This window comes from Vibrio sp. R11-SG3-ISO9, assembly GCF_059834255.1.
In genome coordinates, this window is sequence record NZ_JCBDGU010000036.1 from 1 (window position 1) to 23726 (window position 23726).

General features: G+C 44.9%; 25 protein-coding genes. 6 read left to right on the forward strand and 19 right to left on the reverse strand.

Going from position 1 to position 23726, the window contains the following annotated elements:
- Positions 1-535: 535 nt before the first annotated feature.
- The 14 genes from AC6R05_RS11525 to AC6R05_RS11590 form a co-directional block, all read right to left on the reverse strand.
- Positions 536-1675: a flagellin gene (locus AC6R05_RS11525; RefSeq protein ID WP_032550133.1), complete on the reverse strand. Its 1140-nt coding sequence runs from the start codon at positions 1673-1675 to the stop codon at positions 536-538.
- 400 nt (positions 1676-2075) lie between these two features.
- The gene (gene flgL / locus AC6R05_RS11530) at positions 2076-3269 is read right to left on the reverse strand and encodes a flagellar hook-associated protein FlgL (RefSeq protein WP_500647436.1); all 1194 of its coding nucleotides are present in this window, start codon (positions 3267-3269) and stop codon (positions 2076-2078) included.
- Positions 3270-3281: 12 nt separating this feature from the next.
- Positions 3282-5162 (reverse strand): flagellar hook-associated protein FlgK, encoded by a 1881-nt coding sequence (gene flgK / locus AC6R05_RS11535; protein ID WP_032550131.1) that lies wholly within the window; start codon positions 5160-5162, stop codon positions 3282-3284.
- A 188-nt stretch (positions 5163-5350) separates the two neighbouring features.
- On the reverse strand, positions 5351-6268 hold the full coding sequence (gene flgJ, locus AC6R05_RS11540; protein WP_500647437.1) for a flagellar assembly peptidoglycan hydrolase FlgJ: 918 nt from the start codon (positions 6266-6268) through the stop codon (positions 5351-5353).
- 11 nt (positions 6269-6279) lie between these two features.
- Positions 6280-7371 (reverse strand): flagellar basal body P-ring protein FlgI, encoded by a 1092-nt coding sequence (locus tag AC6R05_RS11545; RefSeq protein WP_500647438.1) that lies wholly within the window; start codon positions 7369-7371, stop codon positions 6280-6282.
- Between the two features lie 96 nt (positions 7372-7467).
- Positions 7468-8244 carry a flagellar basal body L-ring protein FlgH gene (gene flgH / locus AC6R05_RS11550; RefSeq protein WP_150871414.1) on the reverse strand — a complete coding sequence of 259 codons (777 nt, stop codon included), beginning with the start codon at positions 8242-8244 and terminating at the stop codon, positions 7468-7470.
- 55 nt (positions 8245-8299) lie between these two features.
- Positions 8300-9088: a flagellar basal-body rod protein FlgG gene (gene flgG, locus AC6R05_RS11555; protein ID WP_032550127.1), complete on the reverse strand. Its 789-nt coding sequence runs from the start codon at positions 9086-9088 to the stop codon at positions 8300-8302.
- 21 nt (positions 9089-9109) lie between these two features.
- Positions 9110-9859, reverse strand: a complete 750-nt coding sequence (gene flgF / locus AC6R05_RS11560; RefSeq protein ID WP_255231207.1) for a flagellar basal-body rod protein FlgF — start codon at positions 9857-9859, stop codon at positions 9110-9112.
- A gap of 252 nt (positions 9860-10111) precedes the next feature.
- Positions 10112-11416: a flagellar hook protein FlgE gene (gene flgE, locus AC6R05_RS11565; protein WP_032550125.1), complete on the reverse strand. Its 1305-nt coding sequence runs from the start codon at positions 11414-11416 to the stop codon at positions 10112-10114.
- A 49-nt stretch (positions 11417-11465) separates the two neighbouring features.
- Positions 11466-12173: a flagellar hook assembly protein FlgD gene (flgD, locus tag AC6R05_RS11570; protein ID WP_150895522.1), complete on the reverse strand. Its 708-nt coding sequence runs from the start codon at positions 12171-12173 to the stop codon at positions 11466-11468.
- 17 nt (positions 12174-12190) lie between these two features.
- On the reverse strand, positions 12191-12604 hold the full coding sequence (gene flgC / locus AC6R05_RS11575) for a flagellar basal body rod protein FlgC (protein WP_032550123.1): 414 nt from the start codon (positions 12602-12604) through the stop codon (positions 12191-12193).
- 4 nt (positions 12605-12608) lie between these two features.
- A complete protein-coding gene (gene flgB, locus AC6R05_RS11580) occupies positions 12609-13004 on the reverse strand; it encodes a flagellar basal body rod protein FlgB (RefSeq protein WP_004736175.1) in 396 nt (131 codons plus the stop codon).
- Positions 13005-13249: 245 nt separating this feature from the next.
- Positions 13250-14080: a protein-glutamate O-methyltransferase gene (locus AC6R05_RS11585; protein WP_032550122.1), complete on the reverse strand. Its 831-nt coding sequence runs from the start codon at positions 14078-14080 to the stop codon at positions 13250-13252.
- 13 nt (positions 14081-14093) lie between these two features.
- On the reverse strand, positions 14094-15020 hold the full coding sequence (locus tag AC6R05_RS11590; protein WP_372068273.1) for a chemotaxis protein CheV: 927 nt from the start codon (positions 15018-15020) through the stop codon (positions 14094-14096).
- A 77-nt stretch (positions 15021-15097) separates the two neighbouring features.
- Between AC6R05_RS11590 and flgA the strand changes: the two genes are divergently transcribed.
- The 3 genes from flgA (at position 15098) to AC6R05_RS11605 (ending at position 16835) form a co-directional block, all read left to right on the forward strand.
- Positions 15098-15844, forward strand: coding sequence for a flagellar basal body P-ring formation chaperone FlgA (gene flgA / locus AC6R05_RS11595; protein ID WP_500647439.1), 747 nt, complete (start codon positions 15098-15100; stop codon positions 15842-15844).
- A gap of 202 nt (positions 15845-16046) precedes the next feature.
- Positions 16047-16364, forward strand: a complete 318-nt coding sequence (flgM, locus tag AC6R05_RS11600; protein ID WP_032550119.1) for a flagellar biosynthesis anti-sigma factor FlgM — start codon at positions 16047-16049, stop codon at positions 16362-16364.
- Between the two features lie 45 nt (positions 16365-16409).
- A complete protein-coding gene (locus tag AC6R05_RS11605) occupies positions 16410-16835 on the forward strand; it encodes a flagella synthesis protein FlgN (RefSeq protein WP_500647440.1) in 426 nt (141 codons plus the stop codon).
- A gap of 181 nt (positions 16836-17016) precedes the next feature.
- Here the strand turns inward: AC6R05_RS11605 and flgP are convergent, their stop codons facing one another.
- Both flgP and AC6R05_RS11615 read right to left on the reverse strand, forming a co-directional pair.
- A complete protein-coding gene (flgP, locus tag AC6R05_RS11610) occupies positions 17017-17448 on the reverse strand; it encodes a flagellar assembly lipoprotein FlgP (RefSeq protein WP_032550116.1) in 432 nt (143 codons plus the stop codon).
- A 9-nt stretch (positions 17449-17457) separates the two neighbouring features.
- Complete coding sequence (locus AC6R05_RS11615) at positions 17458-18093, reverse strand: FlgO family outer membrane protein (protein ID WP_032550114.1); 636 nt, start codon at positions 18091-18093, stop codon at positions 17458-17460.
- A 192-nt stretch (positions 18094-18285) separates the two neighbouring features.
- Here AC6R05_RS11615 and AC6R05_RS11620 point away from each other — a divergent pair, with 192 nt between their 5' ends.
- Positions 18286-19419, forward strand: coding sequence for a flagellar assembly protein FlgT (locus tag AC6R05_RS11620; protein WP_500647441.1), 1134 nt, complete (start codon positions 18286-18288; stop codon positions 19417-19419).
- A gap of 126 nt (positions 19420-19545) precedes the next feature.
- On the forward strand, positions 19546-20052 hold the full coding sequence (locus AC6R05_RS11625; protein WP_032550110.1) for a hypothetical protein: 507 nt from the start codon (positions 19546-19548) through the stop codon (positions 20050-20052).
- 107 nt (positions 20053-20159) lie between these two features.
- Here the strand turns inward: AC6R05_RS11625 and AC6R05_RS11630 are convergent, their stop codons facing one another.
- The 3 genes from AC6R05_RS11630 to AC6R05_RS11640 are packed head-to-tail and all read right to left on the reverse strand — an operon-like array spanning position 20160 to position 22913.
- Positions 20160-21404: an NAD(P)/FAD-dependent oxidoreductase gene (locus tag AC6R05_RS11630; RefSeq protein ID WP_500647442.1), complete on the reverse strand. Its 1245-nt coding sequence runs from the start codon at positions 21402-21404 to the stop codon at positions 20160-20162.
- Between the two features lie 24 nt (positions 21405-21428).
- Positions 21429-22496, reverse strand: coding sequence for a methyltransferase (locus tag AC6R05_RS11635; RefSeq protein WP_500647443.1), 1068 nt, complete (start codon positions 22494-22496; stop codon positions 21429-21431).
- Between the two features lie 27 nt (positions 22497-22523).
- Positions 22524-22913: a hypothetical protein gene (locus tag AC6R05_RS11640; protein WP_032550104.1), complete on the reverse strand. Its 390-nt coding sequence runs from the start codon at positions 22911-22913 to the stop codon at positions 22524-22526.
- Positions 22914-22984: 71 nt separating this feature from the next.
- Between AC6R05_RS11640 and AC6R05_RS11645 the strand changes: the two genes are divergently transcribed.
- On the forward strand, positions 22985-23722 hold the full coding sequence (locus AC6R05_RS11645; protein WP_500647444.1) for a beta-ketoacyl synthase chain length factor: 738 nt from the start codon (positions 22985-22987) through the stop codon (positions 23720-23722).
- The last annotated feature ends 4 nt before the right edge of the window (positions 23723-23726 follow it).

A 23726-nucleotide genomic window follows, 5' to 3' on the forward strand; every position in this document is an offset into this window, starting at 1 on the left:
GCGAATTTGTATAGCTTTAGAAAAAACTTCAAAAAAAACCAAATAATTTAATAAACTCAATAAAAACAAATGGATAAATAAGATCTTTTTATTCTACAAAGATCTAAAGTTCACATTTTAAAATTAGAAGAGCTCAACTATTGGGCACTTCAAAGGTGGATTTTGGGAAAATTTAAGAAAAGAGACGTTTAATGATCGTGTAATTTTTGACCAGGTAAAATTTTGGCAGGGTCAGGATTCAGAAAGAAAATAAATGGAGTATGTTAAAAAGCGGGAAAGCTAAATGGGGAAAAACAGGAACGCTAGAAAGGAAAAAGCCCCTTTTCCTTTGAGAGAACTGGGGCTAGGTGGTGGCCAGAGCCTGTGTGGAGATCATCGAGAAATGAACACATTCTGACTTACCGTTGCATCCTTACCGTAAAAATGTAAAGCAGGTGAGAGATGAGAGAGCTAAACACTCAATAGTAAGTATGCTTGCCAGTTTTCCTTGCTGTATGGCCCACGTCTGGACACGAACAGCAAGGTCAACCAATAACTATTGCAATAGTGACATTGCAGAGTTAGGCAACTGTTTTGCTTGAGCAAGTATTGAAGTACCTGCTTGTTGCAGAATTTGAGATTTCGTCATTTGCGTTGTCTCTTTCGCAAAATCGGTATCTTTGATGCGGCTGTTAGACGCATCTACGTTTTCTTGTACGTTCGCCAAGTTGTTAATACTGTGGCTTAGACGGTTTTGCTTCGCACCCAGATCAGAACGCTGTGAATCAACGTAAGTCAGAGCTGAATCGATGATGCTGATTGCATTCTGTGAGCCTGCAACCGTCATTAGGTCGATGTCTTGTACCGTCGTTTGACGACCTTCACTCTTAAGACCTAGCTCAGAAGCCAAGCCACCAGAGATAGACATAGAACCTTGTTGTAGGTCTGGTTCAGCAACAAACACTTGTAGACGACCGTCATCGGTTACAGACGCGTTGATCAAGTCAGACTGACCATTGATGTACGTCGCTAGCTCTTCGATGTCATCACCTGATTTGGTCATCAGCTCAAGCTTCACTTCTTCACCAGACTTGGTTACGAATTCAAGCTTAAGGTCACGAGCATCTGCTGGTACTTCCCAGTTCTTGTCTTTACCGTTCTCTGAGTCAAACGTCGTACCACCCATGCGGAAGTCATCAGCACGGATGCTGGTCAACGCCATGATCATCGCTTCACCAGAGTTAGAACCGATCTGGAAAGACGCCTCTCCGAACGAACCGTTCAGTAGTCGACGACCACCAAATGAAGTGGTTTCAGCAATACGGTTAAGCTCATCTTGAAGAGCCATAGACTCTTCATTCAGTGCTGTACGTTCAGCAGCCGTGTTAGTACCGTTTGAAGATTGGATTGCCAAGTCACGCATACGTTGTAGAACGTTAGTAGACTCATTCATTGCACCTTCAGCCGTTTGAGCAATCGAGATACCGTCATTAGCATTTCGCATTGCCACATCAAGACCACGCGACTGTGCCGTTAGGCGGTTAGAGATCTGCAGACCTGCTGCATCATCTTTCGCGCTGTTGATCTTATGGCCTGATGACAAACGCTCCATTGAAGTTGCGAGGTCATTAGACGCTTTATTCAAATAACGCTGCGCTGTCATTGCGGAAACGTTAGTACTTACATTAACTGCCATTTTGCTCTCCTTATGAGTTCGCAAGCTTTCTGCGAAGCGGCCAGCTTTACTCTCATATGGATAAGCACTGACCGTATATTACTTGCTAAACCCTAAGTTAGGGTTTAAGACCTGTATAAATAATTTCTGACTTACATAGATACAAGTTGTGTGCCAATTTTTAAATTGACGAAAAATAAATTTATTTCATTCAAAAACAATCACTTAAAAACGACCTAATCGTCTACTTAACCTATAGATTATTGTTATGTAATCTCTCTAACCTGTGTGTTGCCGCTTTTTGCCGCTTACATTGCTTACATTTCAAAACGAGTAAGAAAGCGGCAATTTTTAGAACCCTCTCGCACTTACGGCATTGCACATAAGGCATAAAGCAGGGCTCAATTCATACGAACAAACGTTAGAGGTAATTAAACAGGGTCAAATCTTTCGTTTTACCAAAGGCTTGCTGAGAAGCCTGCAGTGCACGAGAGTTCTCATTGAACTCAATGATTGCCTTTGAATAGTCCAAATCTTCAAAGTTACTTTTGGCTTTCGCCAGTGACAACTTGAAGTCCTCATGTTGCTGCTCTTGAATATCCAGTGTATTCAAACGCGCACCAACATCTGTGCGAGCCTTAGTTAAATGAATAAAAGCAGCGTGAAACTCTTCTGTTGCCTGATGCAGCTGTGCAGTCGCAGATGAGTCAGAAACCGACGACTCTGCTAATGCTGCAGCATCACGAAAGGTATCAAATATCGAAAAGCTCTCTCTTGGCTCAAGCACAATCGAATCACCCTTAGTGATTTGACCGCGCAACTCAATGTGTAGGCCTTCGTATTTAATCCCTTCGGTTGGATCAAAATCTTTTGCCGCAACAACACTGCCATCTTTCTCTAGTTGATAAGCGTACTTGCCGTTCTGCATATCAACGAAAGTGACTTTGTAGGTCGCAGGATCCTGGAACTCACTATTTGTCGCACGCTCTAGAAGCAGTTCAGATGCTGACTGCAACTCATACGTCGGTTTGTAGTCACCAAATGGGTTGTCGATCTCCATGAACAGCTTGCTGCCCGGATCGTTCATTGGCATTTCAAAACTACTGGCCACGCGCATCTTGCGTTGATAGTCATCACCGCCGTAAATCACGTTACCTTCATTGTCACGAAAGAAAGGCTGATTCTTAAGCTTAGTTCCAGCAAAGGTGTAGTTACCCGACTCATCTTGCGAGTTCGCCATGTATAAAAAGTTGTTGGCAATCTCTTGCAGCTCACGCTGTTTTGCCAAGCGGTCTTCTGGAGACAACGCACCGTTGATCATCTCCATCACTGTACGTTTCGCTTCATCAGCAAAGCCTTCAGAGTTAGAGATCAGCACTTCGTGGTGCTCCAAGCGGTTTCTCACCAAAGTAATGGCATCTACATACTGCTTAAGCTGTTCAGACTGTTGCCCGATATTCTGCAAGTAGTGAGTCGCTAGTGGATCATCACTAGGTGACTGCAATTTTTTACCCGACGCCAATTGTGCTTGGTTATGATGCACCTTGTTCTCTTGACGACGCAGGTCATTCTGAACCGATTGGTAATTATGGAAACTGGAGATACGAGTTAACATGGTTCCCTCCTATTACCTTAGGGCCAAGATGGTATCGAAGGTTTCATTTGCCGCCTGCATAATGCGCGACGATGCCATGTAGGCTTGTTGAAACTTCATCATGTTTGCCGCTTCTTCATCTAGATTCACCCCAGATATAGAAGCAATTCGTTCTTGTGCTGACTGCTTTTCTAACGTCGCAATCTCACTAAGACGATTAGCGGTCGACGCCTTCAAACCTGTATTGGTATTCAGGTTGTGATAGGTATCAAGCAGAGTCGACTCACCTTCATCCAACGACTTGTTAGTCTGAATGTCCTGCATTTTCCGCAGGTTGCCGTTATCACCTTCTGAGGGAACAAGGTTAGCGGTAAACTTATCGTTGGCGATGGCACCAGGTGTCAGTTCAAAAGTCGTCCCCATTACGGTCACTGGACCAGATGGCGGATACGGCTGTGGCTGCATCAATACATTGCCTTTGGTATCCGTCACTGCAAATTGTTCACCACGTGGCGAGACAATCACCTCAAATTCACGGAGTTGTCCTGCGGCAAGGATCTTAAATTCTGCATCACCTTGGGCAAAGGTTGTCGAGGCTTCATAGCTCTGTGCGGCAATATCTTTAGGATCATTGCTTTCAATTTGCATCTGTGCAGCAAAACTGCGCGTTGGTCGCAGTAGAACCTTTTCACCTAATTCAGGTGGATTGCGGATCTCAACACGCATACCATCTAGGTAGAAAGCACTGCCACTCGAGTCAGTGGTAACTTTAACGGTTTCACCGCTCGGCTTAGTGACCACATAATCACTGCCGTCGTACTTTAATCCGTACTCTCCGCCTTTAAGCGCATTGGTGTTATCAATAAACACCGCCACATCGGCTTGCGAATTGCCGCTCGTCACTACTCGCGATTTCGCCACCAGCTCTGAGTTCACATCGGTAAATAAATTGCGACCAACATTACCGTTAAGGTCTAGACCTTGGCTTTGTAGTTCGTTGACATGATAAGAGAGCGCTGTAGCCATACGGCCTAACTCGTCCATCACCTCTGGAATGTGTTCATCACGCATATCCAACATCGAACCAATTTTGCCGTCGATATCTGCGCTAGTAATCGGCTTTATCGCCTTGCCTTCAACAATCGCCAAGCGTCGTTGATGGGCATCAGGCAGACCATCAACCAACTTCAATTGGCTCGCCTCACTACCTGAAACTAAGGTATGACCGTTACCAATATGGACGTTGAAACCTTCCGCATTTGAGCGTGGTGTTACCGTTACTTTGGTGTATCCAGACAGCTCATTGATCAGCTTTTCATGCTGGTCGCGCAGGTCATTATGTGGACCTGGAGTACGCATCATCAGACGCTGAACATCACGAATCTCGATTGCGAGTTGGTTAACACGCTCGATACCCATGTCCAATTTTTTGTTGGCAACATCCGACTGCTGACGAATCGTTTCGTGGAATTCATTAAGGGTCTGAGAAATGATCCCCGCCTTCTCGAGTACTACTTTACGAGCACCTATATCATTCGGTGTATCAGACAGAGTTTTGATCGAGTCGAACCACTCGTTCATGTTCTCTGGAATTTTTTTAGAGGCTGTAGACGACAACATACCCGAGAGCATGTCGATGTTACTTTGAGTGTCATTCTTATTAGCGGCATTAGTTGTCGACAGGTTTAACTCATTAACGGCAAACTGATCCCAAGAGCGGCGAACATTTTCCACATGCACGCCCATGCCATAGGTTTGGCCACCGTATTGGCGCGGATCATTAACACCTTGAATTACAGATTGTCGGCTATAACCCTCTGTATTCGCGTTAGAAATGTTATGACCTGTGGTGTTTAACTGTCTTTGAGCAGTAAGCACACTTTGTGTACCTACATTCAACAGATCTGACGCCATAATGCCCCCAAAAAACCTAATAAAATCAGCAAAAACTGATTAACCTTACGTCTAAAAAGCAATTTACGTGCCAAGCTAATTATCAAGAGCTAAAAGAAGAAAATCGGATGGATAAAATGGGGAGTAATAGATAGGAAAAGAGAAACAAATAAAAGAAGAGCCCACCAATTGGTGAGCTCTTTGTAAATCTAGTTCATCTGGTCGATCTTAGCTTTAACTCTCAATACTTTGTCGGCGTAGTTAGGGTCAGTTGCGTACCCTGCGCTATGAATGCCTTTGATAAAGTTTTCTGAGCTGCCTTGATGTTGAAGCGCTGTTTGGTAACGTGGATTCTCATTTAGGAATTTCACGTAGTCGTTAAAGCTCTCTTCAAAGTTAGCGTATGAACGGAATGAAGCTTGCTCTTTCACCGCTGTTTTTCCGTGGAACTCTAGGGTTTGAGTCGCTACCTTATCGCCTTTCCAGCTTCGGTCAGCCTTGATGTTAAATAGGTTGTTACTGTTACCCAAAGAGTTTTTCACCATCTTAGAGCCCCAACCTGTTTCTAGAGCGGCTTGAGCAAGAAGTAGTGAAGAGTCGACACCCAGAGCACGCGCTGCTTTTTCAGCATACGGACTCATTGAAGCAACGAAGGATTCTGGTGAGTCGAACGAAGCAGGTTGTGCCGCTACGTTTGCCACACTCTCTGGACGTTCTGTCCTATCAACTTTCTTAGAGTACTTAGGACGCTCAAGCGCTGGGTCAAACCCTTCTTGGCGTACTTTCGATTCCTGTTGGTCTGTGCCTTGTCCAGCACTAAGCTGAGCGACAATCATATCCGCCAAACCTAGCGAACCCGACGCACTTAACTCACTCGACATCTGATCATCAAGCATCTGACGATAAAATTGTTCATTCTGGCTGTTGAGCATGTCTGACTTGAAGCTAGAGTTGGCATCACGCATCGACTTAAACAGCATAGAGGTAAAAATAGATTCAAACTGTTTTGCTGCTGCTTTAAGTGCTTCTTGCTCACTGCCCTCTTCACCATTGACCGCTTGCTGACGAAGTCGATCAAGACTTCCGATGTCGTGAATAAAACCGATGTCGTTGTTGTTCTTAATCATGACCTACTCCTTTAGATAATGATCAACTGGCCTTCAATCGCACCCGCTTGTTTCAGTGCTTGAAGGATTGCCATTAAGTCAGAAGGGGCCGCACCCACTTCGTTGACCGCTCTTACAAGGTCGTCCAGAGTCAGGCCAGGTTCAAACTTAAACATCTTGCCGTCACCTTCCGTGACTTCGATGTCTGAGTCTGGAACAACAACGGTTTGTCCGCCAGAGAATCCATTTGGCTGACTAACGTTTAAATTTTCTTTAATTGCTACCGTCATACCACCGTGAGTCACAGCTGCAGAGCGTAGGCGTACGTGCTTACCAACAACAATGGTACCTGTACGGGAGTTAACAATGATCTTTGCTGAGCCTTCTGCAGGGTCAAACTCAACATTTTCAATCGCAGATAGGAAAGCAACACGTTGGCTAATCTCACGCGGTGCGCGAACTCGAACGGAAGTCGCATCGACAGCGGATGCCATCTGTGGCCCAAGGAAGTTGTTTACCGCATCAGCCATGCGCTGTGCAGTGGTGAAATCAGATTCAATTAGGTTAAAGGTAATGTAGTCGCCACGACCAAATGGGGTTGGGATCTCTTGTTCAACTGTCGCACCACTTGAAATGATACCGACGTTCGGGTTGTTGCCGACAATCTTAGAACCATCGTTACCTTGAGCACTGAAACCACTCACGACTAGGTTACCTTGTGCGACGGCATACACTTGCCCATCAAGACCTTTCAGGAAAGTTTGCAGTAGCGTACCGCCACGTAGGCTTTTTGCTGAGCCGATAGAAGAAACAGTAACGTCAACGGTTTGACCTTGCTTAGAGAAAGCAGGAAGCTCGGCAGTAACGATTACCGCTGCCACATTTTTCGTTTTTGGCTTAGTGCCGGGTGGCAATTGGATGCCAAAGTTTTGCAGCATCGCGTTAAATGTTTGATCTGTAAAGGGTGTTGTTTCGCCAGTACCCGGCAAACCCGTAACCAAACCATAGCCAACCAACTGGTTACTACGAACACCTGCAACTTTTGCCACGTCTTTGATACGAGCGGCATGAGCAGTGGTGGCAAAAAATAACATGCCGAAAAGTACAAGTGCTAGCTTTTTCATGGGAGTAACCTGTCTCTATTGCTCTGATTTATATTAAATTTCTTCTAAATCCAATGCCGCTTGTTAATGGTCAAACAATCGGCACTGTCATTATCGCTATAGAGCTACATTAAAAAATCGTGCCAAGAATCCAGGCTCTTGCATATCTTGTTGCACACCAGTACCAGAATATTGAATTCGAGCATTAGAAACACGGTTCGAAGCGATAGTGTTATCAAAGCCAATATCGTCCGGACGGATAGTACCGCTTAGGCGGATGTATTCATCACCAGTATTCAGCGTCATCCATTTCTCACCACGTACCACTAGGTTACCGTTAGCCAGCACCTCAATCACTTCTACCGTAATGTAGCCACTGATGCTGTTACTTTGGTTAGCCGATGCATCACCAGCAAAGGTGTTGGTGTTGCTTAAATCGTAAGAGAAGTTGTATTTATCAATGGTCAGCTCTTGCCCACCTACAGCCAATGGCTCCATTGAAGAGTCATTCGACTTAGACATGTCTGCGTTGGCTTTTTTGGTCGCACGCGTGTTCTCATCAAGTGCCACTGTAATGATGTCGCCGATACCGCGTGGCTTAGAGTCATCGTACATGCTGCCAATATGGTTCACGTTAAATAGAGAGCCGGTCGCTGCTGCGTAGTGTTCTGGTTTTTGCTTAGGGTGAATTGGGGCCCAAGCAGGGTCGCCCGCCACTGGGTCGGTACGACCACGCAGTGTGTCCACGATACCAGAGCTCTCATCACTCGACTTATCCCCCTCTACCGCATCGACCACGGTCGTGGCATTTTCTTGTTCTGGCGTTTCGATAGGATCCAACATGGTACAACCGGTCATCGAAGCTAACAGGGCTAAACAAAAAATACGTTTCATGGTGATACTCTCTTAGTCAGCAGTAAGGACAATTACACGTTACTTAATCTAACGATTAAAGTTGTTGGTTAACAAAGCTCATCATCTTGTCTACTGACGAGATAACTTTTGAGTTCATTTCGTATACACGCTGAGCTTCAATCATGTTTACCAGCTCTTCGGTTACGTTTACGTTAGACGTTTCCAACATTGATTGACGAATGTTACCTAGGCCATCAAAACCTGGTACACCCTCTTGCGGATCACCACTTGCGCCCGTTGGTAGGTAAAGGTTCTGACCGACTGGCTCAAGACCACCAGGGTTTACGAAGTCAGTGATCGTAATCTGACCAACGACAACGTTGTTCTGCTCACCACGAATACGTACTGAAACTTCACCATCGTTACCGACAGTAATCGAAATTGCATCTTCAGGAATAACAATTTCAGGTTGTAGCGGGTAACCCTGACCCGAAGTTACGATTGCGCCGTCACCATTCAATGTAAACTGACCATTACGGCTATAACCTGTCTCACCATCTGGCATTTCAACTTGGAAGAAACCATCACCTTCGATCATCATATCTAAACTGTTGGTTGTCGTTTGCGCGTTACCGTGAGTGTGCACTTTTTGCGTTGCTACCACTTTAGAACCTGCACCCAACATCAAACCACTTGGCAATTCAGTGTTTTGAGACGATTGGCCACCCGGTTGATTAATATTTTGATAGAACAAATCTTCAAATACGGCACGGCTCTTTTTGAAGCCAACCGTTGATGCGTTGGCAAGGTTGTTCGAAATTGTTGAGATATTGGTTTGTTGGGCGTCTAAACCAGTTTTACTTACCCATAATGCTGGATGCATAGTAATTTCCTTTAAATTCTATTAGCTCATACGAAGCAGTGAATCAGACGACTTGTCCATCTCTTCTGCTGTGCTCATCATCTTGACTTGCATTTCAAATTGACGCTGTAGGTCAATCAAGCTTGTCATCTCACCGACGGCATTCACATTACTGCCTTCGATGGCACCAGTCAGCAGCGTAACGGCTGCATCAGCTTCGTATGCCTGATCTGGGTTTTTCGAACGGAAAAGACCATTCGTATCTTTAAATAGGGTTTGATTATCTGGGCGAACCATTTTAATGCGATCGACAACGGCAAGTTCTTCAGCTGGAGCGCCTTGAGGAATCACCGAAATCGTACCGTCTGTACCAATTTCTACTTTGCTTAATGGGATTGGTAGGGTTATAGGTGCGTCGTTTTCACCAAGAACGAGATGACCACTGCCGTTAGTCAGTAGACCGTTTTGGTCGATCTTGAGATTACCGTTACGGGTTAGACCTTCACGACCTGAATTATCCATCACTGAAATCCAGCCATCACCTTGAATGGTTACGTCTAAATCACGGCCGGTCGTCACAACGCTGCCTTGTTCAAAATTATGACCAGGACGCTCTGTCATGCTGAAGACACGTGTTGGCATACCTTCACCGTACGCTTGCATTGAACGAGCTTGTGCTAAATCAGCACGAAAGCCTGTTGTACTTACGTTAGCGAGGTTGTTGGCACGTAGCTGCAAAGCTTGCATATTTTGCTTTGCGCCACTCATGGCTAAAAACAGTGCGCGATCCATAATTTTGCTCCAAAAAATCATTATCTAGAGCCAATAAAGCAATCGCTGTGCCAACTATGAAATGGTGTTTATAATCAATGTGTTAAGTCGATAAAAAGGAATTACAGAGATCAAAGTGATCCTTTCTGCCAGGGGTGGCAAGAACAAACGTTACCGCGCGGCAATTGAGGCGGCAAATAGATAGGCAAGCAACAATACCCAATTCAAACGGATTGAATTGGGTATTCGCAGATGATTCAGACCAAGAAGGTATTAACGAATCTGAAGAATATTTTGCTGTAGTTGGTTGTGAACTTCTAGAGAACGCGAGTTCGCTTGGAAGTTACGTTGAGCAGAAATCAGGTCAACCAGCTCTTGAGTCATATCGATGTTCGATTGCTCTAGTGAACCGTTGTTGATGCCACCAAATGAACCTTTGTTCGATTCACCCCAGATTTTATCACCAGAGTAGTTAGTAGAATCCCACTGAGTGCCGCCCTTCTTATCTAGGCCTTGCTCGTTTGGAACACGTACTAGACCTACACGACCTAGCATTACGTTTTCACCGTTTGAGTATGTACCTAGAACACTACCGTACTCATCGAAGTCGACCTTAGTTAGGAAACCTGTTGTTGCGCCGTCTTCATCGAATTTCGTCAATTCAAACGGTGCCGCAAACTGCGTCGAAGAGTCTAGACCAAAGTTCAGTGTTTGAGTAACGTCCGCGCCGTTTAGGTTCATCGGTACAGCACCCGCACCTAACGCTTCCGACACAATTGGTTGACCGTTGTTTAGGCTCGCCAGAGTACCATCGTTGTTAAAGCGCATAGTGTGACCAACATGGCCCGTCGCGTTTGTCGCATCACCACCAGCAATATTCAATGGCTTCTCGCCTTCACTATCAGTCATAGTGTAGTAAGTCTGCCATGTGTTCGGCTGGGTTTGGTCTTTTAAGTAGTAAGTGGTTAGCTTGTAAGACTGACCCATAGAGTCGTAGACCGTTGAAGAGGTCGCACGGTTGTAGGTATCTGCATCATTGAAGTTAAATGCAGCTGGGTCTTTAAGATCACCGTTTGCAGGCAGGTTTACACCTACTTCAATGTTTTCAGTCTGTTTTGGCTTACCAAATTCAGCTGGAATAGACAGTGGCTTCGGTGCGTAAGAAAGAACTTCACCCGAGTTTGGATCAACATCGTAACCTAGAAGAAACTCATCGTTAGAAGTAACCATGTAGTTATCTTTGTTTAGGTGAAATGCGCCATTTCGTGTTAGTTCGTTAATCTCAGGTACCATGCGGTCTTTTGCCACAGCGAAGAAGCCTGTGCCACTTACACGTAAATCCATTGGGTTGTTCGTATAAATACTTGAACCTTCATGGAACTGCTGCGCCACTTTATTTGCTTGAGCACCGCCACCTGGAGTGGTTTTACCGTTCGTAAATAGAGAGCTTGAGTAAACATCACCAAACTCCGCACGCGACTCTTTAAAGCCAAATGTGTTTGCGTTCGCAATGTTGTTACTTGTTGTGTTCAGATCTAATTGAGCTGCGGATAGACCGCTTAAAGCTACATATGACATTCCGATATTCTCCTAATCTATCTAGCTAGCATATTCACTCTATCTAGAGCTACGCTTTGCCAACTTCTAGTACTTCAGCAAGTCGTACTGGCGATGTGAAACCAGCCAGATTGAGTAGTACGTTGCCATCACCTTTGCCAAGAAGCACACTGTTCACGTTCGCATACGTTGATACTTGGAACTCTGCGCTCTCGCCATCCAGTAAACCAGCCGCTTTCACGTTGTATTTACCAGCAGGCAATGGGTTGCCGTCTTCGTCTTTTCCGTCCCATTCAACACGTGTGTCACCTGCAGGCTTAGAGCCGACATCAAAGGTACGGACCAATTGGCCCACTTCGTTCTCAACACGGATCATTAAGTTATCCATAGCTTGAGGAAGTTTTACCATTGCCGCCATGCCGCCATCGCCGGGTTTCACACCTGCCGCACCAGGAACTAACACATCACGCCCTACTAAAGATGAGGCCTGAAGTGCTTGGTTAGATGTCATTGATGAATTCAAGCTTTCAAACTGTGTGTTCATCTTGCCAATGCCATCTACGGTCGCAAATGAAGCCATTTGCGCAATCATCTGGTCATTGCTGACCGGCTTAAAAGGGTCTTGCTGAGCAAGCTGCTTGGTCAATAACGATAAGAAGTCTTCTTGTTTAAGATCTTGCTTACCTGTTGTTTCATCAGGCTTTTTGCTGTCTTGAAGATTTTTAAGCTGATCAACATAGGACAAGCCGCTTTGACCAACATTATTGATTCCGGCCATATGCTACCTCCTTATCCTTATTGACCCATCTGCAGCGTACGCAGCAGCATTTGTTTACTCGAGTCAGCAACCTGTACGTTTGTTTGGTACGCACGTGAAGCTGAAATCATGTTTGCCATCTCTTCCATAACATTAACGTTTGGCTTGTAGATGTAGCCTTCGTCGTTTGCTAATGGGTGATCTGGGTTGTACTCCGCGCTAAGCGGTTTATCGCTTTCTACGATACCTAATACTTTCACCGGCACGGTATGACCGCTATTGCGTGCCTTACTTAACTCAGCGCCGAACACAGCATGGCGTGCCTTGTAAGTCTCATCAGCTGAGCTACTTACACTGTCCGCGTTAGCTAGGTTACTTGAGGTCGTGTTTAGACGAACAGATTCAGCACTCATCGCAGAACCAGTCACATTGAATACATTAAATAAGCTCATCTAATTATTCCCCTTTAATCGCTTTAGTTAAGTTCTTGAATTTACTTCCTAAGAAGTCTAGAGAGGCTTGATGCCTGATTTGGTTTTGCATGAACAAGTTTCGTTCTAAATCCAAATCCACCGTGTTGCCATCTCCTGTATCAGGTTGAGTAGGAATACGATACTTAGTTTCCCCATTAACCGTCGTTGAGGCAGAAATATGCCGACCGTCCGTGCGGCTAAGACCAATGCTTGCCCCAGAACTTGCCGCCTGCAGTGATTTTTTAAAGTCTAATCCTTTTGCTTTATAACCAGGCGTGTTTGCTTGCGCGATATTGGTGGAAAGCACCTCAGCGTTGCGCTCACGTACACCAACCGTGTGCTGGTGAATGCCTAATGCGTTGTCAAAAGAAATAGCCATGTAAACCTCAACTCAAGAACTGACTGTTATGAAATAACCAAAGCAATATGTATACCAACTTTTAAAGCCAATAGAACAATGAATGCTTTTTATCGGTCACTCGCTGTTAAACTTGCAATATACAAGCCAAGAATAGAGTAAATTGGAATGTCACTCTGATCTAAAGATATACCGAGCGAGACAAAAAAGAAAACCCAGCACGATGGCTGGGTTTGATAAGAAAAACTGGAATGTCTTTACTGTTGTTACGACTTGAGCTTATAGATGATGCCGGGGTTACAGCGAACCATCTCAAAACGGTCTGTCAGACCAGTCAAAGACTCAGACGCACCCAACAGTAAGTAGCCACCAGGGTTAAGGCTGTTAGCCATCTGGTTTAACACTTTAGACTTCATGTCTGGCGAGAAATAAATCAGTACGTTACGACAGAAGATAATGTCGAATTTACCTAACAGCGCGTAGCTGTCCATTAGGTTTTGCGGACGGAAGTTAACCATACGCTTCACATTATCTTTTACCTTCATACGACCATCGCCCGCGTCTTCAAAGAAGGTACGGCGACGTTCAGGCGACAGACCACGGCCTAACGCAAGATTGTCATAGATACCAGCACGACACATATCGAGCATGCTCGCAGAGATGTCTGTTGCTGTGATCGAAACATTTGGCAGCATACCTGGCTTACGTGCTTGAGTCTCAAGCACTGTCATTGCCATTGAGTACGGTTCTTGGCCAGAAGAGCTTGCCGCAGACCAAATCTTAATTGGACGCTTATTTGCCGCTATTTCCGGAAGGAGTTTATCCGCAAGCACGGCAAACGGGTAAGTATCTCGGAACCAAAGTGTCTCGTTGGTCGTCATGGCATCTACAGCCGCCACGCGCAACTCGCGGTTTCTACCCGTTACTACATCTCTCAATAGATCTGACAGAGACGCCAGTTTAAACTTTGCAACTAAAGGACTAAGGCGACTGCGTACAAGATATTGCTTGCTATCACCGAGTACAATGCCACATTGAGATTCTAAAAAGCGGCTAAAATCACGATACTCTTGATCACTAATTGTTATAGCAGTCATTAATGTCTCTTTTCTATTCAGTTAATGCGGACTTCACCGCTGAACCAAGCTCATCTGGGTTAAATTTCGCAATGAATGAGTTTGCACCCACACGCTCAACCATGGCCTGGTTAAATACGCCACTCAACGAAGAGTGTAAAATTACATACAAGTCTTTTAGTTCTGCATGGCGGCGAATTTCTGCAGTCAGTGTATAGCCGTCCATCTCTGGCATCTCGATATCCGAAATAACGAGAGAGATCTGGTCGTAAATACTGCCTTCAGCCGACATCTGCATCAGCTTCTCGTACGCTTCTTTACCATCTTTAACGGCAATAACTTCGAAGCCGATAGACTCGATTGCGCGCTGTACCTGCTTACGAGCAACGGTAGAGTCATCCGCAATAAGAATGCGTCGAACAAGTGGTTTCTCTTGCTCAACTTCTGCAATCTCTTCAGCAATTTTGCTGTCCATTGTTTCATCAACAGGAGAGATCTCTGCAAGAATTTTCTCTACATCGAGAATTTCAACCAGTTCATTATCGATGTTAGTTACCGCAGTCAGGTAGTTCGCTTTACCTGCGCCATCAGGTGGCGGCAAGATAGATTCCCAGTGCATGTTGATAATACGCTCAACAGAGCTCACCAAGAAACCTTGAATAGTACGGTTAAACTCAGAAATTACAACAAAACACTTTTCTACGTCTGTTGTTGGGCGACCGCCAATAGCTAAGCTTAAGTCAATAACTGAGATAGTTTGACCACGAATGTGCGCAACACCCTTAACCAGCGGGTTCAAGTTTGGCATTGAAGTCAGCTTAGGACACTGTAGTACTTCTTTAACCTTAAATACGTTAATACCATAGCGCTGACGCCCCATTAGGCGAAAGGTTAGTAATTCTAATCGGTTTTGACCGACGAGTTGCGTACGCTGATTCACTGAATCCAGAATACCCGTCATGAGCGCATCTCCATATCAAACTTTTTTGATTAAAAAGTGTTAATCTACTACAGGCTACGAACCATCAGAGAAACAGAATGACGTATCATAACTCAAATCTGCAACCATTTTCCATAACAACATGTAGAGCTTTTTTTAAAATTGTCGCTAAGTTTATCGGCATTATATCAATATTGTTTAGTTTTTTTGCACAAGGTGCGACATCAGAACAAATTGAGGCGATTCAAACCGCAGCTGAGCAACATATTCTCGACACGGTTGAGCAGCCAATGGGCGGTGAACTCTTGGTTCAATCTGCCAATGTAGACTCAAGGATCAAGGCTACAGATTGCCCTATTCCCTTGGAAACCAGTGCCTCTACCGCCACCAATACTCGCAGTAGCATTACCGTTCTTGTGCAATGTGTTCCTGATGAATGGCGAGTATACGTTCCGGTTCGACTCTCTATATCTGCACCACTAGTCACTGCAACAAGAACCATCGCGCGAGGCGAGATAATCGGTCAATATGATGTCACAACCGCCATGATTTCACTTAACAAATTTCGCCGACAAGGTTACACCCTACCTGAACAAGTCATCGGAGCTAAAGTAAAAAAGAACCTGCGCCCTGGTGACGTTATTGAGAGAGGTGATATTTGCGTCGTTTGTCGTAATGAGAAGGTTATCATACAAGCTGTCAAAGGTGGCATGACCATTACCACAAAAGGCACTGCATTAACGGATGGTTCAATGGGAGACCAAGTAAGAGTGAAAAATGATAAATCACAACGTATAATTGAAGGGATTGTTACCAATATGTCGGAAGTAACCGTTCATTTCTAATAAATGAGTTGCAAGTCCTCTCTAATAAGTTAGAGGAAACCCGTTTCGACATGAGAGATTTGTTTCTTTGTTAACACGTTATCCTGCCAAAGTGGTACTCTGTTAGCGATTTCAACAATCGAGTTAAAAATCTCTAAAGTAATCGAACCAGCGGTCGATAGTGACAGTACAGGTTCCCATATTCGTAGATAAAGGCTCAACTATGGCAGGCATTGATAACATTCGTTCAGGCCAAACCCTAACGACAACTAACCGCTCTACAGCGCGTACTGATACTAGCAGTTCGCAAGCGTCGAGCTCTGAAGTATCGGCAAAGCCCGCAAGTAAAGATGCGGTGTCACTAAGCCAACAAAGCAAAGCAATTGGTCAAATGCACCAAGACATGGCCGCACAACCAAGCTTTGACCAAGTAAAAGTCGCAGCGATTAAAGAAGCAATCGCAAACGGCTCATACACTGTTGACCCAGAAAAACTGGCTGACAACATGATCAAATTCGAAAACGAGCTTAAAGGCCTATAAGTTCGTCTTTCGTTCAACTGACTATAAGCTCGATTAGGTTTTTGTATGGCGGCACTCGCAGATTTAGTTAATTTTCAACTTCAAAGCGCCCAAGCTCTCTCTGAACTGCTTAGTTCGGAAAAGAGTGCCATTACCAGTAGAAAATCGAGTGAGATTGAACGTATTGCTAAAGAAAAAGTCGTGCTGGTTGAGCAACTGAGAAGTACAGACCAGAGAATAGCAGCGCACACTAACGTGGCCGAGTTGAACGAAAAGCCAGAGCTTATCGAACTCGTCGCCAAAATTCGCTCTATCATTCACGATTGCCAACAAGCAAACCTTATTAATGGTGAAGCACTTAACCGAGCACACCTGAGCTTCAACAAACTCAGCAACATGATGCAACAAAGCCATGGAAAAATAGGCATGACATACAATGCCGGTGGGCAAACGCATACCATATCTACGTTAGGAACCAACGTAAAAGCGTAGCTCTATTCTTCCCTTTGAGTAACATGCTCCGGTCTCAGCAATCATAAATAGCGTAAACCATCGAAAATAAAAAAGCGGCAAGTATCCAATACTTGCCGCTTTTTGCATCAAATCTAGTCATTGTGTCTGCCACTTGCCATCTGGAAAGCCAGCAGCAGAATACAGTATCAACCGAGTGACATTAGAAAAGTGTTTGTTGTCTCTTTTCTGGTACGGCTTGAACTTCACCGTAGTCACGCAGTTTGTCCATCTTCTTAATATCAAGCTGCAACTCGGTCACATAACTGTCACCCACTGGGTAGCTGCGTACCACTTCTGCACCTCGAATAACACCATCAACCGCACCTGAAGTCAGCTCAGTGCCTAGACGTTGGTCTTCAAGCTCAGCGCGGCCACTAACACGCATGCCATATACTTGCTCTGCCAGTTCACGGTACGCATCAATCTTTGAAGCTCGCATTGCTCGAATTCGTTTCTCTTCGTCGTTACGCCCTTTTTGTTCGCTAATACTTGCGTAGCCAACCGCCACCAAGAAGTCGTCTGGTCGCATGGTTTGCAGTGGCTGACAGCCAACAAGTAACAATGCTGCGATTAAAAATATCACCTTCTTCATGACAGGCTCCTATGGACGAAGAATAACCGTATATGGCTGCTTAATAGTTGGGTCTGAGCGAATGATCACGCCATCTTGAGTGCGAATGCTGTTCAATGTGTCTAGGTCACGACCAATGCGGTCTGCCGGTAAGAAACCTTGCGCCGTTGCAACAACGATACGCGTTTGCATACCTACGACACGAGCATTAACTAACACACCACCCTCTTGGCGCAGCATAGTACCAGTCAATACATACTGAACATCCTGCTCCTGTGCTAGATCTTTCCAGTCTCGGCTCAAAGCGAAGTCACCTTGTTGAGTTACCTGAATCGAACCGGTTGTCTTAAAGTCTACCACTTTAAAGCCTCGACGCTGAAACTGATGGATAAAGCCTTCAGAGACTGAGTTGCCTAGCCAGTTAGTAGAATCCATATGTTGCAGGTCAACAAACGAGGTGACGGCGATAGGCGTACGCGCCGACACGCTGGTGTTAGACATAATCAAATCTTCAGTCATACTCTCGACGAAGAAGTCCATAGTATGACGTGGGCTATCCATTAACATAAACTGACTACCAGCGTACTCAGACTTACCGTTATAGATAGGCGAATAAGCACATGATGTAATTAGCATTACACTGATTACTACAAGCCATTTTTTCATTGTGTTATCTCCAGATGTTTTAGTGCCAGACTGTGCAACCTATTCTCACCACTCTTTCCTTTAATGGATTACAATGTTGGAACAGTCTTTGCTTTTGATTAATTGTTCACATTAATAAAAGCGGCACTCAAATCAGCAATTCGCTTCTGATAATTTGTTAAGCAATATTTATACCCAACTGGTAACGAATAGATGAAAAAAATATTTTCCACACTATTTTCAATAGGTTCACTGCTCACTATGACCTTCAATGCTCATGCATCATGGTTTGAAGTTACCGGTACAGCGGCGATCGTCGCGTCTGAAGATGCGGCAAGAGTTCATGCACTTGAAGATGCCATTTACAAAGCGATGCAGTTCTCAGGGGGAGATATTGGCAGTATCGCGAACCTAACCCCTTATCTACAAGCAGGACAAAAAGAGTATCAATTCACTAACCATGAAGTGAGATACATCCTTGTCGATAAAGAGAGAAAGCGCAGCGGCAACATCATGATCACTGCTCGCATCGATATTTATCCTTCGGCAAATGGTTGCCATGAAAGCCAGTACAAGAAGACGTTTTTAGTCGGCAACGTTGACCTTGCCTCTCCACAACAGGCGGTAATGGGGCGTGTCTACAACATTGGCGATGACTTCAGCCATGTGATAAACCGTCAGCTGTCTCAAGAGTCGCGCAGTTTTGTTTCTGTTGGTACCACTGATTACGAGATAGACCGACGCCAGCCAGAAACACTGAAAATGATCGCGCAAGACCATGGAGCGCAATACGTGATTGGCGGCACCATTACCGATTTAACGGCAACTATCGAGTCTAAACTCCTGCAAGACGATATAATTAACCGTCAATTCGCTTTAGAGATGCAGGTGTATGACGGCAAAACTGGCCATCAAGTTTACAACCGCAGTTACCGCGAGGTAGCAAAATGGCCATTTCCGAAAACCAGTGAAGTGGATACCAAGAGTGCGCGTTTTTGGGCATCAACCTATGGCAGCATGATGTTGCGAGTAAGCCGAAATATCATGCTCGACTTGGAGTCGGAAGTGTCTTGTAAAATCACCCTACCAGAAGTGGCTGCGGTCTTTGGTAATACAGTGACGATGGATCTAGGGCGTTTACACGGCGTTCAACAGGGCGACAAGCTACAGCTGTGGCACACAGGCTCATTTATCGATCAAAATGGTTTGCCGCGTAACAAAGTATCTAAGAGTGACATCACCCTTACCGTGACTCGAGTTTATGAGAACGAAGCAGAGTTGACCATTGAGCAGCCTAACTTAGCAGGCAGCATTCAAATTGGCGACGTAATGCAGAAGATCATGTAAGCCATTAAGATATATAGCAAAGCCCTGAAGTAAAATTCAGGGCTTTATTTTTTCCGCTCAATTGGTTTCTGTTTTTCTGATATTTGGCGTAATCTTACTAATAACATAACCATCAATTAGTAAGCTATGAGTGAGAATAACCTGATTGGAGCCACCGGTTACCGCTTCATTTCAAAAGGCAAAACTGCATATAAGATCCATATTCACACACCTGACGATACTGTGCTGCATCGGTCGGTGGGGTTCGTGCGTCTTGGTGAAGAGAAAGCGCTCAAAAAAACCATAAAGCTACGCGATGAACTTGGTAAACAGCTATGGGGAAAATTCTGGGGCAAGGTGCTCAAAGACCCATACCTAATGACGCGGCTACCACACAGCCTAGAGCCTAAAATTGTCTTCAAGCCTAATCCCACTCAGAGCGATCCTGAACATCGCGACGAATGCTATATCGCCAAGTGGCGAGTGTTTGCCGAGAACGGTGAATATAAGTATCGAACTAAGGTCTGCTCAATCAGAAAACATGGCAGACTTGCCGCATACAGCCAAACCAAGCGTGCTCTATTAGAGGCACATAAAGATGTGATTGACCTGCTTGTGTTTATGGGACGCCTAAACAGTATTGATCTCAAATAGTCACGCCTCTCTGTAGATAGCTATGCGTCTACGAAGCCGTTGTATTCTCTACCCGCAATAAAAAACAGCGACCGAAGTCGCTGTTTTTTCATATCGATGTTAAGTAACTAAGACTCTTGGCACAATTCCGCCAAAGCAGACAAGCGTCGCTGAGACTCTTTCACATACGGATTCGACTCATCCCACGCGTAACCAGCCAAAATAGAACAGACCATCTGCTTAATCTTTGGATTAGGTTTCTCGTAGAAAATTACATCCTGCAGCGAACCCGAATACCAACCTTCTACATAAGTACGGAATGTATCTACCCCTTTCATCAGAGGCTGCGCATACTCTTTGTCCCAATCCACTGCTTCGCCGTTCACATGTCTTGCGACACAATCTACTGCATACTCGGCAGACTTCATTGCAATGGTCACACCTGAAGAGAACACTGGGTCGAGGAACTCGCCCGCATTACCCAGCAAAGCGTATCTGTCAGTCGCTAGGTGCTTCACATTTGCTGAATAGCCGCCAATCTCACCAGCAGGATTAGAGTACTCCGCTTGGCTTAGAATATTGGCCAAACCCGGCTCTTCACTGGCTAACTGCTTTAGTAGGGCAATCTTATCTTCAGGGTAGTTTTCAAAGAAACTTGGTTCACCCACCACACCAAATGAAGAGACACCATTACTGAATGGGATTAGCCAATACCAAACGTCAGGGTTGGTTGGATGGACAGAAATAAGGATCTTGTTTCTATCGTACTCTAAGCCATGTTCCGCCAAATCAATATTATCTTTGATATGGGTAAACACTGCCTTACGAGGAGGTAAACTAGATGGCTCTTCTAGGTTTAACATCTTAGGCAGCACACGACCAAAGCCACTGCCGTCTAATACATAATCAGCCTCGATTTGGTACGCGTCTTCCCCTTCAGGTTGAACATCCAAAATGGCGTGCTGGTCAGTAAAACGAATATCGATAAGCTCGTGCTGGTAATCGATAGCCACACCTTGATTTTGTGCCTCATCGGCAAGTACTTTATCAAAAGTGCCTCGCTGAACTTGAAACGTAGTACCAGGCCCCTTGGAGAACTTGTCTTGGAAATCGAAAGCGGTATATACCCCACGCTTTCGAAACGCAGCCCCATCTTTGTATTGGAACTGGGCAGATTTCACAGCATCAGTCATTCCTGCTTGTTCAACGACTTCCATGCAAGCTGGCAATAGACTTTCACCAATGGAAAAGCGAGGGAAAACGCTCTTCTCAATCACACGAACATCCACTCCTTTTTTATGGAGTAGAGCCGCGGCAATCGAGCCCGAAGGCCCTGCACCGATAACCACAACTTGAGTCTTTATTTTTCTCATTACTGTCATCACCAAAATTAAGCGCTAAGCGGCTTTAAGTTCAAGGAGTGTATGCCCTAGCCCGATGTCATCGGTACGAGCCACCACTTCAAATCCTGCTTCAGCAACAATCTCTAAGAAATCTTCGCTGCGATAGAAACGGCTATTTCCGTTGGCTAAACAGGTGAAATACAGCGATGTTGCATTCAAGCTATAAGAGGCTGCATCGTATTTTTGCGCATCCCAGAATAGTTCCAGAATATAAACGGTCGCCTGCTCTGACATATGTGAACGTACACGCTTAAGAATGCTTAAGATCTCCATCGGAGAGAAACAATCTAAGAACTGACTCATCCACCATACATCTGCGCCAGTCGGCAAGGCTTGCTGTTTATCCAGCATATTCGCGGGATAAGGTGTGATGCGATCTTCAAAGCCTTGTTCTTTGGCATTAGCCATTGCCATCTCTAATTGCTGCGGCAAATCAACTATCGTGATTTCAACATCCGAGTCATGCCCACAACACTGCAGTGCCCACTTCCCCGTGTTACCACCAATATCCACCAGCGATTTAGGCTGCTTTTCGAAGACTTTTTCCAGCAAAATCGGAAACGAGCGATCAGAATAGAAATGATCAAACTTAAACCAGCTTTCTTTCGCCTGTTGAGGCAATTGAGATAGACCTTGGTAGATAGTCTCCCACTCGCCTAATTCTTTCAGTCCCGCAGGCGTGCCCTTTTGAATGGCTTCGGTTAGGTGCATCATTGCGGCATAACAAACATCCGCTGTAAAATCCATATTAGCTTCAGTCATGCCGTCATGTAGCAGATAGAAACCAAGATTTGCCAATCGATAATTTGGCTTTTCCCACAATACAATATGCGCACTTAACGCCATATCGAGTAGGACCTTAACACCGTATTCGGATACGCCAGTTTTAGCTGAAATATCGCTAGCGTCTAAACCTTGCTCACCCACCTCATCGAGGGCTTTTAATATCCCTAAATCACGCAATGTGCGCGCAGTGTGGAACACTATCGGCGCAAAAGAGAGCTTCTGAGCTTCTGTTTTAGCCTGAAGTGCATTGAATGGATCTAAATTATAATTGGACACAAAAAACCTAACTTATTTGTTCTAAAACTATTCAGCCGCCATTTGCGCTAGCTTTCGTTTAATATCAACGTTCAGGTTGTTTACCCAACGGTTGTAGTTGCGATGAATCTCGCCATCGTCATATTTTAGGTTCTCTGACTCTACATATAGAATCGAGTAGAACTTATCGCTGTAAGGAATTTCAACCACTGCGTGGTGAGAGCGAACATATAGCTCTGCACGAATAAGACCAGGCTTCACTTCAGAAACTAGCCAGCCACGATCAATCGCTGACTCATAAATCGCTGATTTTACCTGTTTACTTTGAAGATTATGTGCAACTGGAGTATCCTCAACGTTCATAACTGGCTGTACACGACCACAACCTGCGAGAACCAAAACGAATAACATCGAAGCTGCAATTTTGAATAATTTCATTGTATTTCCTTACCTATATTTGTCTTTATCTCGCATAGTATTTAATTAGACCCAATTCAAATCAATACTCTATGTCAAATCAATCTCATTTAATGTCGTTCAATATTGAAAAGTGGTGTGCGAATTCGCCGGGGCTCATGACTCAATCGGATTGGCAGACATGGAGTACGACAACGCAGTGGCCTGAAGACACAACCACTAACTTCAAAGCCATTCCTCCTATGATGCGCCGCCGCATGAGTTTGCAAAGTAAGCTTGCTGTGCAAACCGCATTAACATTGCTTGAAGGCAACGAGATCCACTTCTTAGTCTTTGCCAGCCGTCATGGTGAACTGCATCGAACCGCAACATTGATTCAATCCATTCTCGAAGGTGAAGATGCCTCTCCAATGGCCTTTTCCCAATCCGTACATAACACAGCCGCTGGATTAACGACGATTGCCGCTAAAGCCCCGATTCCTCTTAGTTCAATCGCTTCTGGCGTCGACACATTTCATAGTGCATTGATTGAAGCCTATCTCTATTTAAGCCAGTACCCTGAGCATAAAGTCATGGTCATCGATTTCGACCAGCCCCTGCCTGAGCTTTACAAAGAGTATGAAACCCAAGTGTATTCTGATTACGCGCTAGGGTTGGTGCTAAGCCAAGGGAGTGCGTATTCTCTCAACAGAGAAACCTCAAATGTTGAGTCACAGGAAACTCCTCTTCCACAAGGTTTGCTATTCCTCCAGCACTACCTAAACAATCAATCAAGCTGGCAAATCTCTGGCAAACGTCAAACTTGGTCGTGGGTTAAGCATTGTGAATAAGCTG

Excerpts from the sequence above, each read along its gene's own strand:
- flgJ (WP_500647437.1), bottom strand. The coding sequence starts at position 6,268 with ATGATTAAGAACAACAACGACATCGGTTTTATTCACGACATCGGAAGT.
- AC6R05_RS11545 (WP_500647438.1), bottom strand. The coding sequence starts at position 7,371 with ATGAAAAAGCTAGCACTTGTACTTTTCGGCATGTTATTTTTTGCCACC.
- flgL (WP_500647436.1), bottom strand. The coding sequence starts at position 3,269 with ATGTTAACTCGTATCTCCAGTTTCCATAATTACCAATCGGTTCAGAAT.
- AC6R05_RS11615 (WP_032550114.1), bottom strand. The coding sequence starts at position 18,093 with ATGAAAAAATGGCTTGTAGTAATCAGTGTAATGCTAATTACATCATGT.
- flgB (WP_004736175.1), bottom strand. The coding sequence starts at position 13,004 with ATGGCTATTTCTTTTGACAACGCATTAGGCATTCACCAGCACACGGTT.
- flgH (WP_150871414.1), bottom strand. The coding sequence starts at position 8,244 with ATGAAACGTATTTTTTGTTTAGCCCTGTTAGCTTCGATGACCGGTTGT.
- AC6R05_RS11590 (WP_372068273.1), bottom strand. The coding sequence starts at position 15,020 with ATGACGGGTATTCTGGATTCAGTGAATCAGCGTACGCAACTCGTCGGT.
- flgC (WP_032550123.1), bottom strand. The coding sequence starts at position 12,604 with ATGAGCTTATTTAATGTATTCAATGTGACTGGTTCTGCGATGAGTGCT.
- AC6R05_RS11640 (WP_032550104.1), bottom strand. The coding sequence starts at position 22,913 with ATGAAATTATTCAAAATTGCAGCTTCGATGTTATTCGTTTTGGTTCTC.
- flgP (WP_032550116.1), bottom strand. The coding sequence starts at position 17,448 with ATGAAGAAGGTGATATTTTTAATCGCAGCATTGTTACTTGTTGGCTGT.
- AC6R05_RS11585 (WP_032550122.1), bottom strand. The coding sequence starts at position 14,080 with ATGACTGCTATAACAATTAGTGATCAAGAGTATCGTGATTTTAGCCGC.
- flgM (WP_032550119.1), top strand. The coding sequence starts at position 16,047 with ATGGCAGGCATTGATAACATTCGTTCAGGCCAAACCCTAACGACAACT.
- flgE (WP_032550125.1), bottom strand. The coding sequence starts at position 11,416 with ATGTCATATGTAGCTTTAAGCGGTCTATCCGCAGCTCAATTAGATCTG.
- AC6R05_RS11620 (WP_500647441.1), top strand. The coding sequence starts at position 18,286 with ATGAAAAAAATATTTTCCACACTATTTTCAATAGGTTCACTGCTCACT.
- flgG (WP_032550127.1), bottom strand. The coding sequence starts at position 9,088 with ATGCATCCAGCATTATGGGTAAGTAAAACTGGTTTAGACGCCCAACAA.
- flgA (WP_500647439.1), top strand. The coding sequence starts at position 15,098 with ATGACGTATCATAACTCAAATCTGCAACCATTTTCCATAACAACATGT.
- AC6R05_RS11525 (WP_032550133.1), bottom strand. The coding sequence starts at position 1,675 with ATGGCAGTTAATGTAAGTACTAACGTTTCCGCAATGACAGCGCAGCGT.
- flgK (WP_032550131.1), bottom strand. The coding sequence starts at position 5,162 with ATGGCGTCAGATCTGTTGAATGTAGGTACACAAAGTGTGCTTACTGCT.
- flgF (WP_255231207.1), bottom strand. The coding sequence starts at position 9,859 with ATGGATCGCGCACTGTTTTTAGCCATGAGTGGCGCAAAGCAAAATATG.
- AC6R05_RS11605 (WP_500647440.1), top strand. The coding sequence starts at position 16,410 with ATGGCGGCACTCGCAGATTTAGTTAATTTTCAACTTCAAAGCGCCCAA.
- AC6R05_RS11630 (WP_500647442.1), bottom strand. The coding sequence starts at position 21,404 with ATGAGAAAAATAAAGACTCAAGTTGTGGTTATCGGTGCAGGGCCTTCG.
- flgD (WP_150895522.1), bottom strand. The coding sequence starts at position 12,173 with ATGGCCGGAATCAATAATGTTGGTCAAAGCGGCTTGTCCTATGTTGAT.
- AC6R05_RS11645 (WP_500647444.1), top strand. The coding sequence starts at position 22,985 with ATGTCAAATCAATCTCATTTAATGTCGTTCAATATTGAAAAGTGGTGT.
- AC6R05_RS11625 (WP_032550110.1), top strand. The coding sequence starts at position 19,546 with ATGAGTGAGAATAACCTGATTGGAGCCACCGGTTACCGCTTCATTTCA.